At 59.6% G+C, this 17580-nt stretch carries 18 protein-coding genes; 7 read left to right on the forward strand and 11 right to left on the reverse strand.

The annotated features are described in order from the left end of the window. The first annotated feature begins 19 nt into the window (after positions 1-19). Positions 20-910, forward strand: a complete 891-nt coding sequence (locus PQR67_RS05135; protein WP_408455872.1) for a LysR family transcriptional regulator — start codon at positions 20-22, stop codon at positions 908-910. Positions 911-1400: 490 nt separating this feature from the next. On the opposite strand, the gene PQR67_RS05140 is transcribed toward PQR67_RS05135, so the two are convergent. The 3 genes from PQR67_RS05140 to PQR67_RS05150 form a co-directional block, all read right to left on the reverse strand. Beyond that, the gene (locus PQR67_RS05140) at positions 1401-2030 is read right to left on the reverse strand and encodes an NAD(P)-dependent oxidoreductase (RefSeq protein WP_408455368.1); all 630 of its coding nucleotides are present in this window, start codon (positions 2028-2030) and stop codon (positions 1401-1403) included. Positions 2031-2170: 140 nt separating this feature from the next. After that, positions 2171-3043, reverse strand: coding sequence for an NmrA family NAD(P)-binding protein (locus PQR67_RS05145; protein WP_408455371.1), 873 nt, complete (start codon positions 3041-3043; stop codon positions 2171-2173). 45 nt (positions 3044-3088) lie between these two features. After that, the gene (locus PQR67_RS05150; protein ID WP_408455374.1) at positions 3089-3484 is read right to left on the reverse strand and encodes a DoxX family protein; all 396 of its coding nucleotides are present in this window, start codon (positions 3482-3484) and stop codon (positions 3089-3091) included. A 117-nt stretch (positions 3485-3601) separates the two neighbouring features. Between PQR67_RS05150 and PQR67_RS05155 the strand changes: the two genes are divergently transcribed. Beyond that, the gene (locus PQR67_RS05155; RefSeq protein WP_408455377.1) at positions 3602-4528 is read left to right on the forward strand and encodes a LysR family transcriptional regulator; all 927 of its coding nucleotides are present in this window, start codon (positions 3602-3604) and stop codon (positions 4526-4528) included. A 635-nt stretch (positions 4529-5163) separates the two neighbouring features. Here the strand turns inward: PQR67_RS05155 and PQR67_RS05160 are convergent. Continuing rightward, a complete protein-coding gene (locus tag PQR67_RS05160) occupies positions 5164-5859 on the reverse strand; it encodes a nucleotide-binding protein (RefSeq protein WP_408455380.1) in 696 nt (231 codons plus the stop codon). A gap of 519 nt (positions 5860-6378) precedes the next feature. On the opposite strand from PQR67_RS05160, the gene PQR67_RS05165 reads away from it, so the two are divergent. Next, positions 6379-7179 (forward strand): PhzF family phenazine biosynthesis protein, encoded by an 801-nt coding sequence (locus PQR67_RS05165; RefSeq protein ID WP_408455383.1) that lies wholly within the window; start codon positions 6379-6381, stop codon positions 7177-7179. A 279-nt stretch (positions 7180-7458) separates the two neighbouring features. Here the strand turns inward: PQR67_RS05165 and PQR67_RS05170 are convergent, their stop codons facing one another. Further along, positions 7459-8253 carry an SDR family NAD(P)-dependent oxidoreductase gene (locus PQR67_RS05170; RefSeq protein WP_408455385.1) on the reverse strand — a complete coding sequence of 265 codons (795 nt, stop codon included), beginning with the start codon at positions 8251-8253 and terminating at the stop codon, positions 7459-7461. Positions 8254-8357: 104 nt separating this feature from the next. Between PQR67_RS05170 and PQR67_RS05175 the strand changes: the two genes are divergently transcribed. From PQR67_RS05175 to PQR67_RS05190, 4 genes are all read left to right on the forward strand, one after another. Continuing rightward, a complete protein-coding gene (locus tag PQR67_RS05175) occupies positions 8358-9248 on the forward strand; it encodes a LysR family transcriptional regulator (protein ID WP_408455388.1) in 891 nt (296 codons plus the stop codon). Continuing rightward, positions 9249-9365, forward strand: coding sequence for a TetR family transcriptional regulator (locus PQR67_RS05180; RefSeq protein WP_408455391.1), 117 nt, complete (start codon positions 9249-9251; stop codon positions 9363-9365). It abuts the gene before it with no gap. A gap of 157 nt (positions 9366-9522) precedes the next feature. Next, a complete protein-coding gene (locus PQR67_RS05185) occupies positions 9523-9981 on the forward strand; it encodes a hypothetical protein (RefSeq protein ID WP_408455394.1) in 459 nt (152 codons plus the stop codon). A gap of 563 nt (positions 9982-10544) precedes the next feature. Further along, positions 10545-11009, forward strand: a complete 465-nt coding sequence (locus PQR67_RS05190; protein WP_408455397.1) for a hypothetical protein — start codon at positions 10545-10547, stop codon at positions 11007-11009. Positions 11010-11189: 180 nt separating this feature from the next. Here the strand turns inward: PQR67_RS05190 and xylB are convergent, their stop codons facing one another. Genes xylB through PQR67_RS05220 form a run of 6 tightly spaced genes read right to left on the reverse strand, consistent with a single transcriptional unit; the run spans position 11190 to position 17524 of the window. Next, a complete protein-coding gene (gene xylB / locus PQR67_RS05195) occupies positions 11190-12650 on the reverse strand; it encodes a xylulokinase (protein WP_408455400.1) in 1461 nt (486 codons plus the stop codon). Positions 12651-12699: 49 nt separating this feature from the next. Further along, positions 12700-13578: an AraC family transcriptional regulator gene (locus PQR67_RS05200; RefSeq protein ID WP_408455403.1), complete on the reverse strand. Its 879-nt coding sequence runs from the start codon at positions 13576-13578 to the stop codon at positions 12700-12702. A 43-nt stretch (positions 13579-13621) separates the two neighbouring features. After that, positions 13622-14797 carry an ABC transporter ATP-binding protein gene (locus PQR67_RS05205; RefSeq protein WP_408455405.1) on the reverse strand — a complete coding sequence of 392 codons (1176 nt, stop codon included), beginning with the start codon at positions 14795-14797 and terminating at the stop codon, positions 13622-13624. A 3-nt stretch (positions 14798-14800) separates the two neighbouring features. Continuing rightward, positions 14801-15835, reverse strand: a complete 1035-nt coding sequence (locus PQR67_RS05210) for an NAD(P)-dependent alcohol dehydrogenase (RefSeq protein ID WP_408455408.1) — start codon at positions 15833-15835, stop codon at positions 14801-14803. Positions 15836-15845: 10 nt separating this feature from the next. Further along, entirely contained in the window at positions 15846-16658 is an 813-nt protein-coding gene (locus PQR67_RS05215) for a carbohydrate ABC transporter permease (RefSeq protein WP_408455411.1), read from the reverse strand. After that, positions 16646-17524: a carbohydrate ABC transporter permease gene (locus PQR67_RS05220; RefSeq protein WP_408455414.1), complete on the reverse strand. Its 879-nt coding sequence runs from the start codon at positions 17522-17524 to the stop codon at positions 16646-16648. The genes PQR67_RS05215 and PQR67_RS05220 overlap by 13 nt, the downstream gene beginning before the upstream one ends. Positions 17525-17580 lie beyond the last annotated feature (56 nt).

The raw sequence follows: 17580 nt of genomic DNA on the forward strand, positions 1-17580 counted from the left end.
GATCAACGGGGGAAATGCAATGGATCGGTTTCAGGAGTTGAACGCTTTTATCGCCGTCGTTGAAGCGGGCGGATTCTCCGCCGCAGCGCGTAGAACCGGCGATTCACAGTCCGCCATCAGTAAGGCGGTGGGCGCGCTGGAAAAGCGCCTCGGCGTGATGCTACTCAATCGAAGCACACGCAGCGTAACCCTGACGGACCAGGGCCAAAGATATTACGACCGGACAAAACCGCTTGTTGACGAGATGGATGAAGCCGACTGCGAACTGACAAGCAGTACGCTTAAAGTCTCCGGTCTGATCCGGATCGCCGTATCCGCTACTTTCGGCCGCCTTCATGTCCTTCCACTCATACCCGAGCTGTTGTCACTCAATCCCGGCCTTCAGGTCGACCTTGTTCTTTCGGACTTCGTACGAGATATGGTGGAGGATCGGATCGATCTGGCGATCCGAGTGGGCCCCGTCAACGATCTTGATGCGGTTGTCGTGCGCGTGGCTAGCACCCCCCTCGTATGCGTCGGCTCCCGCAGTTACTTCGAGCGACACGGAATACCAAAGACCCCCGCCGAACTCGTCGATCACAATTGCCTTTTATATGGCGGTCTGACGGAGTCGGTGAATTGGCCGTTTGTAGGACCTGAAGGACGATTCAGCGTGTCCGTTCGCGGAAATCTTTCGTCCAACAGTGTCGAAACGATCCGGGCTGGGGTTCTGGCCGGTGTTGGAATTGGCCTGTTCGCCAAGGTCTCTCTTGCCGATGAACTCCGACATCCGGACGTGATCACGGTTCTCGACGAATTTATAAGCGAGGTCAGAGACGTCAGCCTCATCTGGCCAAAACGTCGGTTTGTACCGGCACGCGTGCGTCGCGCGACTGACTTTTTTGCTGCGGCCCTCCCACTGCGCGTTTAGGCAAACGGAATCATCCGCCGCACCAGGCGTCACTCAGAGACGTTCATCCACATCCGCGTGGGCGTCCCCTAAATCGGCGATTGGGCACAGGTAATCAGCAATAACATTCGAAGTTGAGTGGGCCGCGGGTTCAACGTTGAATGAACACGTTGGCCGCAAAGCCTTATACCGTTGACGCGCGCAGCTCAGCATTACGTGAACATCGGCAGTGGCCGTCCGGCGATGCGAACGAGATGGGGCGCGGCAGCTCGTTCGGCAGATCCAACGACCGCTTTCGGGAGAAACGAACGTTTCTTCGGGGTCGAACTGGGCCGCTCATCGTCGGGCAGGGTTCGGCCAATACCTGCCCGTCGACCGCTTCAAATTGACGCCGCAAAGCGGACATTCGAGAACAACTGAAAACGCGTCGTCTGCCGACACACCCATCAATGTCGGCAGAGCCTGCACTCGCCACCAGGTGGTTGAAGAAAGTGATCCACGAGACCGGTCCTCACCATAGGAGAACGGGGGTCCGCTTCAACCAGATGTTAGTCGCCAGTTGCTCCACAACGAACCGAGCGACATCGGTGCGTGCGATCTTCCCGCCGTTGACGCCGGCGAGGTCAACGATGGCCCTGACGCTTCCGCGAGCTGGATCGTTGGTGAGCATCGCGGGCCGGACTATGACCCAATCGAGTGAGCTGGCGCGGATCGCGGCTTCCTGACGCCCCTTGTCTTTGTAGGCATGGCGAAGCAGCAAGGGCTGGAATAGCCGGTCGAATACGAAGCCGCCGTGGCCACGGCTGTCTCCTACCCCCAGGGCGGAGATGCAGATTAGACGGCGCACGCCGCTGTGGGCCATCGCCGGAAGCAGCGCGCGTGTCGCTTCGGTCAGAACGCTGACTTCGCTGAAAGGGCTAACGCCCGTGCCCAGCGAGCTGACGACGGCATCGCAGCCTTTCAAGGCGCGCATCAGGGCGCCTTCGTCGCAGGCATCCCCCTCAATGAGGTCTGCGCCTGGGAAGTCGGGCGCGCGCGCCTTCGAGCGAACCAACGCGACTACGGAATGACCCTTCTCCAAGGCGTCGTGGACGATCAGCCGTCCGGTTCCGCCCGTTGCACCCAAAACAAGAACCTTCATAGTCGATCTCGATAGTTGTTGGTATGAACGCCGCATTTCATAAGGAAATGGGTTCTTTTGGTTGCTCTGCCAGAATCACGATGGGGTCAGAATATCCGGAGTAGATTTCCAAAGTCGTATCCCATCGCTGATCCGCTGACCTATTCTGTAGCGGCCTTCAGGGCCGCCGCGAAGACATCGCGGGCAGACGTCGCGCCGGGGACGTGCTCCGTACCCTCGACGCCGAGGTCCATCCAGCCTGAGTTGACGGCGTCATACATCGCTTCGGCCGGTCCCGTCTGGCCCTTCGGAACGCCGAGCTGCTCGAACGCTGCCGGCCACCCGGCCCGCGGTACAGCAAAAGCGTTGACGTCGACCTTCAGGACTTCACCCAATTGTGTCGCTACTTCATCCGCACTGACCATCGAACCGAGCTCGATGGCGCGATGCCCCGTCCATGCCGGCCCGGTCAGAAGCGCTGCGACTTCGGTGCCGATGTCATTGGTCGCGACCATGGTCGATTTCCGATCGGTCGGGTTGTAGTAGACGGGGAGCGTGCCACCTTGGGCAACATGCAAGCCGTAGAGGAAGTTTTCGAAAAATCCGCCGGCGCGCACATAAGCGATCGGCAATGTCAGGTCGCGAAATCCTTGCTCCAGAAGCGACAGCGCCGTGATCATCCCCAGCCCGCTGGTTCTGTTCGCCCCCATCGACGAAAGCGCAACCACTCGCGGGGGCGATGCCCTGGTGAGCGCCTCGACATAGTTTGCAATCACGCCCCTGGCTTCTTTGAAATCGGGCGAGGGCGCCCAGACAGCCGGCAACATGACGAACGCGCCTTCGACGCCTTTGAGCGCGTGCTCGATGGCTGCCGAATCATTCCAATCGCCGTCTACCAGTTCCACGCCCTGGTTCGCCCAGTGAGCCGCCTTCTCGCGATTGCGGACCAGCGCGCGTACTTTCTCGCCGTGCGCCAACAGACGTTCTGCCGTTGCGCCACCTACGTTTCCCGTGATTCCCGTTACTAAAAACATATGCTTTCTCCAGATATTGAGGGACAGAGGACTGCCCCGGTTGGCTTAACGAATGAGCGGCAGAATGGCTCGGATACGGGAGTTGCGCGCGTAGAGGCCGCCCCATGTCAACGCGCCCAGAACCAGCGAAATGATTTCTGGCGGCGATCCCAACTCACCAATGCGGACATGGGCGCAGATGGCGCCTCCCAGATAGCCCGTCACCAGGATCGCGCCGAGGACGGCGGTAGCCGGGATGGCGTAAAGGATGGCGCAGGCAAGGACGATCGGACCCACGACACGGGCAACGTCCATCGCGAACCCGGTTTCCTGCAACATGCTCGCGATCTGTGCTGGCACGAAAAGCTGAATAATCCCGTCTGCCACCAGAGCGATAACGACAAACGCGCTCATCACCCGGCCGGCCCACAGGGCGCGATGCAAGGTCATAGTTTCAGTCACGTGTTGTTCTCCGATGTGGGTCTCAATTTCGAAGATTATTGTGTTTTTGAATTATGATAAACGCCGATAAAGTGAACTAACTGTTATCTCTGTGGTGAACAATTCCGAGGCGCGAAAATGCAGAATCTCGAACCCCTCCTCATATTCGTAACGGTCGCGGAAATGGGGAGCTTCACCCGCGCGGCCGACAGCTTGGGTATCCAAAAGGGGAGGGTCTCAACGGCTGTCCGGAAGCTGGAAGAAGATGTCGGTGTCAGACTCCTGCACCGGACGACGCGGAGCGTGCAGTTGACAGAGGACGGACGTGCGTTTCGTGCGCGCGCCCGCGATCTGCTTGCTGAAGTCGATGACCTGCACTCGATGTTCGCAGGCGAGCACGTGGCACTTCGCGGGCGTCTAAGGGTGGATCTTCCGTCCGAAGTGGCGCGCACCACGATCGTCCCGGCCTTGCCGGAGTTCATGGCGACTCACCCCGAGTTGGAGCTGGAGGTGTCGAGTACGGATCGGCAAGTCGATCTGGTTCAAGAGGGATTCGACTGTGTATTGCGGCTTGGACCGATACGGGACGAGACGCTGATTGCCCGCCCACTGGGCCTGCTGCGCATGGTCAACGCTGCCAGTCCCGCCTATCTTGCGCGCCATGGCGTCCCTCGATCGCTAGAGGATCTCCAGCGTCAGGAACATCGGGCAATTCATTTTTCGACGATGCTCGGCTCAAGACCTTTTGGATGGGAATATCCGAACGGCGACAGCTACGCGACGCTTCAGTTGCCGGGTACGCTACACGTCAACAGCGCGCAGATCTACGAAGCCGCTGCGCTCGCCGGCCTAGGCCTGATTCAGGCGCCACTCCTGGGGATTGGCCGATACCTGGAGAGTGGGGCGCTTGTGGAGGTTATTCCCGACTCTCGTCGCCGGGCGCTCGCCGTGTCCCTCGTCGTAGCACATCGGAGCAATCTGTCGCGCCGAGTCCGCGCATTCATGAAATGGATCGAAGTTGTGCTTACGCCGTATCTGGAATGTGGGGCGGTGGATAAACGTTGATCGGGAGTGCCCTAAAATTGACTGCTCCGAAGCTGCCACTCGTCGGGGGCTGCACTGGGTCGAACTGAGCCGGTCGTTGTCAGGCTGAGTTCGGCCAATCGCGAGCGCTGGACCATTGCACCGGACCTGGCGACAACGCGACTGCTACCAGGGCTAACTATGGGGTTCGATTCATGGGTCGTCCAACCAAGAAAATGATCGGAGCAGCATTGGCGATCTGCGTGATATGCATCGTCATTGGCGTTTACTACTTCAGATGGCAGGGCGTCGACACCTCAATTGCCAATGCCCCTGGCTACCCATCTGCGGGCGGTATCCGCTGAAGTCAATCGCTGCCAAATTGCGACGCAATAGCCGCGGACGCATCTACGACTTGGTGACGTTGACGGGGTCGTTGCAAGATCTGCTCCACCCCGTCTGGCTTCTGAGGTGTCCAATGACGGGGAATTGGTGACGGACACCATAGCCTCGCAGATCGCTAGTTCGCATGGGCGTCGACTATGCCGAACCACCGCTCTGGAGGAAACCGAAGGTCCCTTGTGGGTCGGCACGGGGAGTTCGCGTAGGAAGAGGGACAGGCGACTTACGGGCGGGCGCCGAACTTCCCGGCCCGTCGAGTTCTGGCTGTTCGTCGGTCAGGGCGCGACCTTGTCGATTTCCTCATAAGCGCGGTTGAGCCAGACCTTGACCCGCTGGCGCTCAAGCATGCCAAGACCGGTGCTCGCGCGATCCGGATGATGTGCCGCGGCCCAGAAGCTCGAATTTTTCTGGTCGATTTTCTGCATCGTCGTGTCGGGAAGATGGCGCAGTGAAACGACGTTCGCACCAAGCGCTTCCGCGCGCTGACGTTGGCCTGAGGCTTCCAGTAATTCGAAGCGCTCGCCTCGGATTTCGTTCAGCACGATCACGAGGCGCAACTTGCCACCGAACTGATCGAGCCATTGCCGCAACAGGTCGACCGAATCGTGGCCCGCGTCCATGACCTGCCACCACGTAAGTGCAATGCCGCTTTCCTGCGCAATACCGAGCACGTCGGAGTCGTCGAACCACTTCGAGACCGATTGCTGGGTCTGCGCCGCGAGGTCGACAAGGATGCGGCGCTCGGGATGTTCGAGAGCGTGCTCGATAACCGGGTCGAGACTGTCGTGGTCGTCGAGCGCGGCTGACGCGGTGAAATCGGCGTAGTAGCGCAGCAGCGCTCCATGCGAGCGGTCAGTGTCGAAGCCAAGAAACGGCAATTTGCGGTCGATGAAGTACTGCGCCAGAACGCGGGCGACGAGCGATTTTCCCACCCCGCCTTTTTCCCCACCAATAAAGTGCACGAAGCTCATGTGTTCGATACCTTGTTGTCCTAGTGGATTTGCGATGCAAACGCGCGGCGCGGTCCGCACATAGGGTATCCGGGCAAAATTCGCGGATGCGGTTTTTTTACCCGGCCAGGGCGCAGTTCGGGCCGAACAGGAAACCATGCATCGTGCCAGACGACTATGACAGGATGATCAAATTGACACCGTCGGGAAAAAACGCGGCTCGAAGGCCTCGTAGGGCAACGCGTAGGCTGAAACGGGCCGGCCACGGAGGCTTGCTGTCGGACCGTGTCCGGCCATCTACGTACATTCGACCGCTCGCTCACGCGGACATTCGGGCGTCGGCATTAGCCAGACAACGGACCTTCACACTCGGCCTATACCTCGCGTCGTCGGCTCTGGCGGATGGTCACTGACCACGGTTGCATTTTGTCCCCGGCATCGAAAACTGTACATGTTGGCCAGCCGAACGGGCTGATATCGTGTTCAACGATTTGGACTGCAGGTTGCTGACAAACCTATCGCTTTGAACAGGAGCATTTCATGAAACTCCCGATCTATCAGATCGATGCATTTGCGGACAAGGTCTTTAAGGGTAACTACGCTGCGGTGGTGCCGCTCGAACACTGGCTGCCCGATAGCTTGATGCAGGCGATCGCTACCGAGAACAATCTGTCTGAAACAGCATTCTTCGTGAAAAATGCTGGCGGCGCGTTCGACGTGCGCTGGTTTTCGCCTCTCACCGAAATCGCATTTTGTGGACATGCCACGCTGGCAAGTGCCTATGTGATCTTCAAGCGATGTGACGATCTGGAAGTCATCGAATTTGTTGCGAAGGCAGTCGGTCGGCTTACTGTTCGCCGTATGGATGACGGTCTGATTGAAATGAGTTTCCCACAGCGTCGGCCTGAGCGATTGAACGAGATACCCGACAACTTGACGATGGGGCTTTCGATACGGCCTCAAGAAATACTGGTCAATCAGCAAGCCTACGTCGCCGTCTACGAAACCGAACACGAAGTGCGTTCCGTCGTACCCGAACTCAAGCTGCTGTCAACACTGGCTCCGCTCGATGTGGTCGTGACGGCGCGCGGCGATGACCACGATTTTGTGTCCCGCTACTTCTGGCCTGCCAATGGCGGCGATGAAGACCCGGTGACCGGATCCATTCACGCAGCGCTTGCACCATTCTGGTCCGAGCGTTTGGGCAAGTCCGAACTCGTGGCCTTGCAGGCGTCACGCCGCAGCGGGCTGCTCCATTGCCGTGTACTGAACGACCGGGTGTATATCTCCGGCCAGGCCGTTCAATATCTTGAAGGGACAATCGATGTTCCTGAAGCGTAGGATATAAAGTTCGCAATCCGTAGTGTCGTTCGCCGCAGTCCTGCGGTCCGATCACGCACGTCGGCCAACACGACTGCAGGAACGCCCGAGCAAGTGCTTGGCCGATGGCGCCAAAACCTATGATCGCATCGCTCATGAGATATGCCGGGTTGATGGTTGGAGTGGAAATGCTCGTACGAATGTAGGAGCATTTGAATTGGGCTGTCGTCTACTCCGGGAGGGAACCGATGGTGTGGTCCCTTCCCGAAGCCGCGTTGAACGAGTGAAAAAGCGTGCGCCCTATGCAATTGTCCGAACGACACCGCCGTCGACACGCAAGGAAGTACCGGTTGTCGCCGACGCCTGCTCCGAGCAGACATAGACGACCAGGTTTGCGACTTCTTCGGTTGTCGCGAAGCGATTGAGGAGCGTGGTCGGGCGATTCGTTTTCAGGAACTGCTGCTCGGCTTCCTCACGCGTAATGCCTTGCGCATCTGCGTTCGCCTGCGCCCAACCACCCATGATCTCCGAATTCGTCGGACCAGGCAGAACCGAATTAACGGTGACGCCCGTTCCGCCAACCACCTCGGCCAAGCCCCTCGCAATGGCGAGCTGAGCGGTCTTGGTCGTGGCGTAGTCGATCATGTCCTTGGGGATGGCAAGCGCGGACTCACTGCTGATGAAGACGACGCGCCCCCAGCCGCGCTTCGTCATGTTCGGCACATAGTGGCGGGAGGCGCGAATGCCGCTCATGACGTTAAGTTCGAAGAGATTGATCCACTCGCTGTCCTCAATTTCGAAGAAGGACTTCGGACGCCCAGTACCCACGTTGTTGACGAGAATGTCCGCATCCGGCGCCTGAGCGAATAACTCCGCCGCGCCTTCCGGGGTCGCAAGATCGGCGATGACGCCAGTGAACTCCGTCTTTGGCAAGAGTTCGCGAAGCTCCCGAAGCGCCGTGGCGACGCGCTTCTCTGTGCGGCCGTTGATCACGACCGCGGCGCCTGCGCGCCCCAGCCCTTCTGCAATGGCTCGGCCGATACCCGCCGTTGACCCGGTAACGACGGCCCTGCGGCCAGTGAGATCGATATTCATGACACCAGTCCTTCAACGTGTGGAGAAAGCTGGATTGTGGGTGATGCCTGATCCTATGATAATAGTGATAATTATAATAATATTAATTCCAAGGGGGAATTAATATGGATCGATTTCACGAATTAAACGCCTTCGTAGCCGTGGTTGAAGCAGGCGGTTTTACCGCCGCCGCGCGTCGAACCGGCGACTCACAGTCGGTCATCAGCAAGGCTATCGGCGCGCTCGAGAGACGCCTCGGGGTGGCGTTATTTAACCGAAGTACGCGCAGCGTGACCCTGACGGATCAAGGGCAGAGATACTACGATCGGGCAAAACCGCTGCTTGACGAGATGGATGACGCCGACAGCGAACTGACCAGCAGCACGCACAATGTCTCGGGTCTGATCAGGATCGCTGCATCAGGTACTTTCGGCCGTCTTCATATTTTGCCGCTTATCCCCGACCTGTTGTCGCTCAACCCTGGCCTTCAGGTCGATCTCATTCTCTCGGACTTCGTGCGAGATATGGTGGAGGACGGGATCGATCTGGCGATCCGGGTGGGGCCCGTCAACGATCCCGACGCGATTGCCAGACGCGTGGCCAGCACGCCCCTCGTATGCGTTGGATCCCGTCGCTACTTCGAGCAACGCGGAATGCCAAAGACCCCCGCCGAGCTCGTTGGTCACAATTGCCTTGTATATCGCGGCCTGGCGGAGTCAACGCATTGGTCTTTTGTAGGACCAGAAGGTCAATTTAGCGTGTCCGTGCGCGGAAATCTCACGTCCAACAGTGTCGAAACGATCCGGGCTGGTGTTCTAGCCGGCGTGGGAATCGGCCGGTTTGCCAAGGTCTCTCTTACTGATGATCTCCGGCATCCGGACGTCCTCACTATTCTCGACGAATTTATAGGCGACGCCAGAGACATAAGCCTCGTCTGGCCGAGACGCCGGTTTGTACCGGCGCGTGTGCGACGGGTCACCGATTTTTTCGCAGAAGCCATACCGCAGCGCATTTAGATGTTCTTGCGACAGAACCTTCGAGCGGTGGGTGTGGAGGAAATCGTGAAGCAGGCGAACGTCGCCAAGATCAGCCTGTATCGCAGCTTCGCATCCGGGACATGTTGTCGCAAATGAGAACAAGCGCGAATGGCGTCGGCGGCTGACTGATGTTTCCCAGGCTCTCTGGCTCGGCAGTCCGCATTGCCGCATGGACATTTGGGTGGCCGTCAGCCGACCCACTGCGAATGACGGTTACACTGGTTACCCTATGTTCAGGTGCCAGGAGACTTCTATGAGCAAGCATACCCTTGTATCGACTGCCGCCACGTTGCTGTGCGTGGGTGCCCTGACGGGCTTGACCGCCGCCCCGGCTCAGGCAGGCGGCGCGCCGGTGAAATGCCATCTGACCTTCAGCATGTCCGGATGGTCGGCGATTTATCAGCACGCCGAAGGACGCGGCAGAGTAACTTGCGACAATGGGCAAAAGGCCAGAGTCACGATCAGCGTGCACGGCGGCGGCCTGACGGCTGGCAAGTTTCACGTCAACGGCCACGGCGATATCACCCATGTCTACAGCATCAGGGATGTGTACGGCAGTTATGTGCAGGCCGGCGCTTCGGCCGGCGCGGGGAAGAGCGGTACTGCCCAGGTGCTGACCAAGGGAACGACATCGATGGCGTTGAGCGGCAGCGGTGAGGGCGTGGACCTTGGCGTAGCGGTCGATGATTTCAAGATCGAACCGGTGCACTGAGACACCAGAGACGCTCTAATGTATTCCGTACGCCGGGCGTCATAGCGGTGGCGCCCGAGGAAGGCACTTGAAGCTGTGCACTACGTCATCGGACTATGGGTTTTGTGCACAGAAGCTCCAAGCGAGCTAAGAGATCGCAGGATGTGAGCGGCCGCTTTACGACGCTGTGCGTGGCTCTTGTGAGCCTGAGCGCAGCCGATACCAATCGCTTGACGCGACCCAACACGTGCCCCCTCGTCTCACATGCCCTTATCCATTCGGCCAAATTAAACATTTAGCTTTCAAGGTTGAATGCAACCTAGGTCGCCTGATTTATAATTATCAAGTCGTCGGGAGACACCCGGCGACCAGGTTTAGCAGCCTGACGTTCCAACCGCACACCCGCTCCGGCGGGTAGTGCGTCTACCTCTGCACGTCTATATTTCAATGGGCGGGCCTTGGTAGGGGAGCCGCAAGGCTCGCCGGTTCGTTGGAACGCCGGTCTGCTAACCCTACTTCGTGCCCGCTCACCCACGTTTCCAGCGAGTGTCGGGCGATCCGAGAAGTAACAGGGAGATCGCACCATGAGCAAGTCCACCAAAAATCAACTCGCTTCACGTCCGCCTGTCGACGCCCTCCAGTACGAAAAGCTTGCCCTGTCGGCATTCCATTTATCCGACCGGCATCGGGATCAACTGGACACCTTGATCACATTTGCGTCCTCGATATGTAGGAATCCTGCAATCACAAGTGAGGAAAGGCGACATCGTCAGACGCTGCTTGAATTGCTGGTGGACACAATGGAGCAGTATCAGCAGGAACTCGAATGCGACCGCGAGTTGTACCAGGTGATCGCGCTCGATGCGAAGGGCGTTGCGCACAGCCGCATCACGGCACGTCAGGCGGCAAACCTGCTTGCAGAGGCATCGCAGAGAGCGAAAGGACCTGTAGCCGCCGCAAACGCCCTGGAGCGCGAAACTTCGCCAGAGAAACACGCTGCGGAGTTAAGAGCCGAAGCATTGCAGGAACACGTTGTCACGTCACACTAGGCGATAAGGGAGAGATCGCTAAGTGGCAGCGTGCTGCATCCGAATCGCTCAACGATCCGCGCACTGAGACGGTTTTCCTCCGTCTCAGTGCCAACATGAGCGGCCATTCGCGGCCACTCATCCACAGAGTGACTCGAACATTCGAACGTCCGCATCAACCCACAACCCAGACAGCGGCACTCATCTGGAAAACTCGTCCTTAAGCGCCCCATATATCCTGCGATACCGCGCGAGCCGATCCCCAATCACGGCCCGCTGCCCCGCATCCGGCTCGCACACCTCAATCGTTGCCGGAGCCGCACACACCTCCGTAACGTTCTCGTTCGTCACAGCCAACCGCGCAAGCCGTGCGGCGCCCAAAGCCGCACCGACATCGCCACCATCATGGCGGCGCATTGCAACGCCAGTCGCGGTCGCACAAAGCTTCGCCCAGAACCGGCTACGCGAACCACCTCCAATGAAAGAAGCCGTGTCCAGCGTCGTGCCTGCACCTTGCAGCGCCGCGTAACCATCGGCCATCGCGAAAGCCACGCCTTCCATCACACTGTACGCAAGCTCGGCCTCACCGTGAGCGCCCGTTAGCCCCCAGAACACACCCTTGGCATTCGCGTCATTGTGAGGCGTACGCTCACCGCTCAGATACGGCAAAAACAGCGGCGCGTCCCGCACATCGACTTTCTCGGCCACGCCCGCAAGCTCAGCAACATCCTTCTTAAGCACGTCGGACAGCCACGCGAGACTCGACGCCGCCGACAGGATCACACTCATCTGATGCCACCGATCCGGCAAGCAATGGCAGAACGCATGCACCGCCTGCGCGGGATTCGGTGCAAACCGGTCCGTCCCGGCAAACAGCACGCCAGACGTTCCTAGCGACAGAAACGCGCTACCGGCCTCGGCGACGCCCATACCGATCGCACTCGCCGCGTTATCCCCCGCACCACCACACAGCAGCACAGGACCCGCAATCCCCCATTCGCGCCGCAACGTATCGTTCAACTGCGCCGCTGCCTCGCTGCCTTCCACCAACCTCGGCATATGCTCACGCGAGAGACCGGTCGCGGAGAGCATCCTGTCCGACCAGTCACGCTTCCCGACATCGAGCCACAGCGTGCCCGACGCATCGGACATATCAGAGACGAACTCACCAGTCAGCCGCCACGCCACGTAGTCCTTCGGCAACAGGACCTTATGCGCGGCGCGGAACACAGCCGGTTCATATTTAGACAGCCAGAGCAGTTTCGGCGCGGTGAAACCCGGCATCGCAAGGTTGCCGGTAATCGAGCGCGATTCCGGAACCAGCGCTTCGAGCTCCACACATTCGGCAAACGCCCGCGTGTCGTTCCACAGGATCGCCGGACGTAACACCTGTCCGGCGCGATCGAGCAGCGTCGCGCCATGCATCTGTCCGGATAGGCCAATCCCGCGCAACGCCGAAAAGCCGGCTGGATTGGCCACCCGTATCTGCGCGATGGCATCCAGCGTGGCGTGCCACCACGCCTGCGGACTCTGTTCGGACCAGTGGGGGTGAATTTTCTCGACTTCGAGCCGTGCACTGCCGGTGGCGATCGTGTGCGATTCGTCGTCTGTGAGTAACGCTTTTACCTCGGAGGTCCCAAGGTCGATTCCAAGGAAGGTCAAGAGTGTCGTCCTGGTTCGTGCGGCCGGCTCGTCTCGCCGAAGCAAAACGTCAAGCCGCGATCATGTGTTCGTTAAGCTGATGCAGCGCGCGAAACTTCGATGGCGGCATCGCCTTCGTTGAAAGGAATTGACGATTGAAGTTCGACAGATTGTTAAAGCCAACGCGGTAGCAGATCTCCGTCACGCTAAGCGTCGAACACATCAGCAGTTCACACGCTTCGTTGATCCTCAGCCGGTTCTGGTACTGCACAAACGTACACCCGGTATGCCGTCGGAAAAAACGTGTGAACGTGCTCACGCTCATGCCGGCAAGCTCGGCAACATCCGCTTCGCGCAACGTGCCCGGGAGGTTCTGCTGAATGTACGAGAGCACCTGATTGATCGTGGACTGCATGTAACGCTGCGCGTTGACGTCGTATGCGGGTCCCGCCAGCAGGGTGCGCTCCGTGCACGACGACAGCTTGTCGAAGATCGCCATCAACAATTCGACGCGGCGGCAACCGTGGGAAACAGCAAGCTCCAGCATCATTGGCGCAATGGCGAGACCCACCGCATCCGGAAACTGGATGCCGCGCGCCGCATCGTCGACGAGGCCGACGATCGAATGCAGTTCGGTGAACGCGGCCGCCATGCGTTCGACCGCGTCACGCGAAAACTGGAGAACGACGTCGCGTGACGGCACGGTGTCGCGCTCGCCGACTTCGCTGATCCAGTTGTGCGGCAAATTCGGCCCGGTGATTACCAGGTTACCCGGCGCGAAGTCGCCGATAAAATCGCCGACAAAAAACTTGCCGGTCGACGCCCGGATGACGTGAATCTCATACTCCGGATGAAAGTGCCATTTCGCTACCGTATGCGGATAGTCGTGCACCCAGGCACGGAACGACTCGTCCCGTCGCGTGTGCACTAACTCCAGGTCTGGATTCATACCGCTTCTCCTTCTCGGCCGTCTCGACGCCGCGTCTTCTGTGTTAATGCAAAGCCGTGCCCTCTACGCCGGTGTCTTGATGCGGCGGGCTGGCGAGCGCTGCTCGGTCGTTCTGAGGGACGGGCAATGAAACGTTGTGCTCCGTCTGGGCATCGAAAACGTGCAGGTCAGCGGTTTTGAACTGAAACGTTACCACGCTATCCAGTACGGGCAGATTACCCGCCGGCACCAGGGCGGCCAGGCGTTCGCCGGCGAACTCGAATGTGACAAGCGCCTCCGCACCCAGTAGTTCGATCAGTTCCACCTTGCCGCGAAGCTTTAGCGAGCCGAACTCGTCGTCTGCGGACGCCACCTTCAGATAGTTCGGCCGGATCGCCAGCTTCACCGCCTGGCCGGCCTGCAGCCCTGCGAAACGCGGCCCGGCAAGCGCCCAGCGCTGGTCCTGCACCTGGACGAAGCACGCTTCACCGGTTCGCTCGACCGTTGCGGACAGGAAATTCATGGCGGGTGTGCCGATGAACCCCGCGGCGAACAGCGTATGCGGGAAATGGTAGAGATCAGATGGCGTGCCGGCCTGTTCGATCCGTCCGCCTCGCATCAGGATCACGCGGTCGGCGAGCGTCATGGCCTCGAGCTGGTCGTGCGTTACGTACACGGTCGTGGTCTTCAGGCGCAGGTGTAGCCGCTTGATATCGCCTCGTAACTGGGCGCGCAGTTTCGCGTCGAGGTTGGACAGCGGCTCGTCGAAGAGGAATACCTCAGGTGTCTTGATCATTGCCCGGGCGATTGCCGCGCGCTGCTGCTGTCCGCCGGACATGGCGCGCGGTTTGCGATCGAGCAACGCGTCGAGGTTTAGCATCGCAGCGACTTCCCGCACGCGACGATCGATCTCCGCAGCCGGTACCTTCAACCGACGCAAGCCGAACGCAACGTTGTCGTACACCGTCATGTGCGGATACAGGGCGTAGTTCTGGAACACCATCGCGACGTTGCGCTCGCGTGCCGGCAGGTCGTTCACGATGGTGTCACCGATCGCAAGGTCCCCGCCGCTAATCCCTTCGAGACCCGCGATCATGCGAAGCATCGTGGACTTGCCACATCCGGATGGCCCGAGCAACACCACGAACTCGCCGTTGGTGATTTCCATATCGAGTGGGTGCAGCACCGGCGGGCCGCCGTCGTAACGTTTCGTGAGACCTTTGCAGACGATTTTGGCCATGGCTCAGTCCATCTCGATCTGGATTTTGACATCGGTCGGGTGGCCTGCTGCGGCCTCTTCGAACGCCTTGAGACCGTCGGCGAATGCGAACTTGCGCGAGATGAACGGTTTTACATCGATCATGCCCGAGCTGATCAGCGCCAGCGCGCGCGGGAATACATTCGCGTAGCGGAACACGGATTCGAGGCGCGCCTCCTTCGCCTGCATGGCGACGACGTCGAGCGGCACGCGGTCGACCGGCATGCCGACAAGGACCGCGCAGCCGCCCGGGCAAAGCAGATCGAATAGGTCGTCGTAGACCTTCGCGCTGCCGCTCGCTTCGAATACGACGTCGGCACCCCAGCCCGTGGTGACTTCCCGAACGACATCGGTGAGCCGTTGCTCGCGCACATCCACCGTTGTTACTGCCGGGTTGTCGGCGAAGAGCGCCAGTTTTTCCTTGACCATGTCGGCCAGAATGACGCGCGATGCGCCGCCCGCCAGTGCGGCCAGGGCGGTCATCGCACCGATCGTCCCCGCGCCGATCACGACGGCGACGTCGCCGGGTTTCATCGCGGCTTTCTTGGCGGCCTGCAGTCCGATGGATAGCGGCTCGACGATCGCGCCCTCGGCGAAGGACACATTGTCGGGAAGCCGGAAGGTGAATGCCGCCGGATGCACGACGTACGGCGTGAGGCAACCGTGAATGGGTGGCGTTGCCCAGAAACGCACTGCAGGGTCCAGGTTGTACAGGCCGCGCATCGTTGCCGGTGAGTCGAATTGCGGAATGCCTGGCTCCATGCAAACGCGGTCGCCCACATGCAGATGCGTGACCTCGCTGCCCGTTTCGACCACGGTGCCGGACGCTTCGTGACCTAGCACCATCGGTGCATCGACCTTGAACGGTCCGATGCGCCCATGCGTGTAGTAGTGGATGTCGCTACCGCAAACGCCAACCGTATGAATCTTGATCTTGACGTCGCGAGGACCGGCTTCGAGCGGCAGGTCGATATCGCGCAGCGCGAGTTGGCGCGCTTCTTCGAGTACGAGGGCTTTCAAAACGATCTCCTTACTTGCCTTTGAGCATTGAATTCAACAGCCGGCTCAGGACGCCGACGAAAATGATCGGAGGAAGCGCGAGCAGGACGGTGGACGCGTTGATCACGCCCCACGGCACCTCCTGCCCGAGCGAAGTGAACGCGGAGGCGACGACCGGCAGCGTCGCGCTGTTCGACGACGTCAAGGCGAGCGCGATCATCAGTTCATTCCAGACCAGTACGAAGCTGAACACGATGCCTCCCATCAGCGTGGTGGCGCTGATCGGCAAGGCAATGCGCCAGAACACGCCGTACGGGCCGTAACCATCCAGCGTGGCGGCTTCTTCGATTTCGCGTGGCAGACGCTGAAATACCGGAATGGACAACCACGTGATGGTCGACAACGTGACCAGCAGATAGGTCACCACCATCGACAGCTTCGTGTCGTAGAGGCCGAGGTCGACCCAGATCGCGATCAAGGGGATGGCGACGGCGACCGGCGGCAGGAACCGCAGCGACAATAGAAAGAACTGGATGTCGCGCTTGCCCGGCACGTGATAGCGCGCGATCACATAAGCCGCGGGTACGCCGAGCAACGCGCCCAGTAAGACAGCACAACCGACGATAGAAAGACTATTGGCGAGTCCAATCAGAACCTCGGGGCTCGACACGACTTGCCGGTAGTTGTCGAGTGTCGGCGTAAAAATGAAACGCGGCGTCGGCGTGACGATATCGAGCAGGTTTTTCAGCGAATTGAGAAATGCCCAGAAGATCGGAAACACAGCCACGATGGCGAGCGCCGCGCCGAACGACCATGCGGCGCTGCGCGAAATCAGTCTTCCCATTTGTTCACCCGCTTCCAGATGAAAGTGAAAATCAGCGTGGTCGCAACCATCATCAGTACCGCCATACTCGACGCATAGGAGACCTTTCCGGACAACCCGATACCTTGCGAATAGGCGTACATATCGAGGGTTTCAGTCGTGATCCCAGGGCCGCCTTTGGTCATCACGTAGACCAGATCGAACGAGCGCAACGATTCGACCATCTTGATGAACACCAGGCTCATGATCGGCACCTTGAGCATTGGCAGCGCGATATACGCGTAGACCTGCCACGTGCGTGCATAGTCCAGCCGAGCGGCTTCGAGTGGTTCGGGCGGCAACGTCTCAAGTAGTTTCAGTACGACGACCGCGAAGAACAGCCCCCACTGCCAGATGTCGACGAGCGCCACCGCGTACAGCGCCAGGTGCGGATCGGATAGAAACGCCGTGTTCTCGATTCCCAGCAGTCCAAGAAACCAGCTAAGAATGCCCGTGAGCGGCGAATACATGAACTTCCAGATGAAGGCCGCCGACACGCGCGGCAGAAGCACGGGCACGATCAGCAACAGCGAAATGACGCTACGCATCCGGCCATGAATCTGCTCGAACAGATAGATCGCGATCAGAATGCCGACCGCGACCGCGCCGACCACCGTGACAAATTCCCAGATCGCTGACACTTCGATGGAATTGAGGAACCGTCTATCCGAGAGCAACCGGGAAAAGTTGCGCAGCCAGACGTACTCGCTGTCCGGGTAGCGCAGCACGCGATTCTTCAACGCGAGGTTGATTGCCGCGATGGTCGGCACCAGGCCGAGGATCGCCATCACGGCAAGAGGCGGCCCAAGAAATACGAACGGAAGGCTGGTTTTGCCCCGATTGAACATTGACTTCTCCAACAGCGTAGCGTCCGCGAACTTGGTATTCCCGTGAGACCACGACC

Origin of the sequence: Paraburkholderia fungorum (assembly GCF_046026025.1) — a bacterium.
In the GTDB taxonomy this organism is placed as follows: domain Bacteria; phylum Pseudomonadota; class Gammaproteobacteria; order Burkholderiales; family Burkholderiaceae; genus Paraburkholderia; species Paraburkholderia fungorum_E.

What these genes read in the sequence shown, in the direction of transcription:
- PQR67_RS05135 (WP_408455872.1), top strand. Translation starts at nt 20, where the DNA reads ATGGATCGGTTTCAGGAGTTGAACGCTTTTATCGCCGTCGTTGAAGCG.
- PQR67_RS05140 (WP_408455368.1), bottom strand. Translation starts at nt 2,030, where the DNA reads ATGAAGGTTCTTGTTTTGGGTGCAACGGGCGGAACCGGACGGCTGATC.
- PQR67_RS05145 (WP_408455371.1), bottom strand. Translation starts at nt 3,043, where the DNA reads ATGTTTTTAGTAACGGGAATCACGGGAAACGTAGGTGGCGCAACGGCA.
- PQR67_RS05155 (WP_408455377.1), top strand. Translation starts at nt 3,602, where the DNA reads ATGCAGAATCTCGAACCCCTCCTCATATTCGTAACGGTCGCGGAAATG.
- PQR67_RS05160 (WP_408455380.1), bottom strand. Translation starts at nt 5,859, where the DNA reads ATGAGCTTCGTGCACTTTATTGGTGGGGAAAAAGGCGGGGTGGGAAAA.
- PQR67_RS05165 (WP_408455383.1), top strand. Translation starts at nt 6,379, where the DNA reads ATGAAACTCCCGATCTATCAGATCGATGCATTTGCGGACAAGGTCTTT.
- PQR67_RS05170 (WP_408455385.1), bottom strand. Translation starts at nt 8,253, where the DNA reads ATGAATATCGATCTCACTGGCCGCAGGGCCGTCGTTACCGGGTCAACG.
- PQR67_RS05175 (WP_408455388.1), top strand. Translation starts at nt 8,358, where the DNA reads ATGGATCGATTTCACGAATTAAACGCCTTCGTAGCCGTGGTTGAAGCA.
- PQR67_RS05180 (WP_408455391.1), top strand. Translation starts at nt 9,249, where the DNA reads ATGTTCTTGCGACAGAACCTTCGAGCGGTGGGTGTGGAGGAAATCGTG.
- PQR67_RS05185 (WP_408455394.1), top strand. Translation starts at nt 9,523, where the DNA reads ATGAGCAAGCATACCCTTGTATCGACTGCCGCCACGTTGCTGTGCGTG.
- PQR67_RS05190 (WP_408455397.1), top strand. Translation starts at nt 10,545, where the DNA reads ATGAGCAAGTCCACCAAAAATCAACTCGCTTCACGTCCGCCTGTCGAC.
- PQR67_RS05200 (WP_408455403.1), bottom strand. Translation starts at nt 13,578, where the DNA reads ATGAATCCAGACCTGGAGTTAGTGCACACGCGACGGGACGAGTCGTTC.
- PQR67_RS05205 (WP_408455405.1), bottom strand. Translation starts at nt 14,797, where the DNA reads ATGGCCAAAATCGTCTGCAAAGGTCTCACGAAACGTTACGACGGCGGC.
- PQR67_RS05215 (WP_408455411.1), bottom strand. Translation starts at nt 16,658, where the DNA reads ATGGGAAGACTGATTTCGCGCAGCGCCGCATGGTCGTTCGGCGCGGCG.
- PQR67_RS05220 (WP_408455414.1), bottom strand. Translation starts at nt 17,524, where the DNA reads ATGTTCAATCGGGGCAAAACCAGCCTTCCGTTCGTATTTCTTGGGCCG.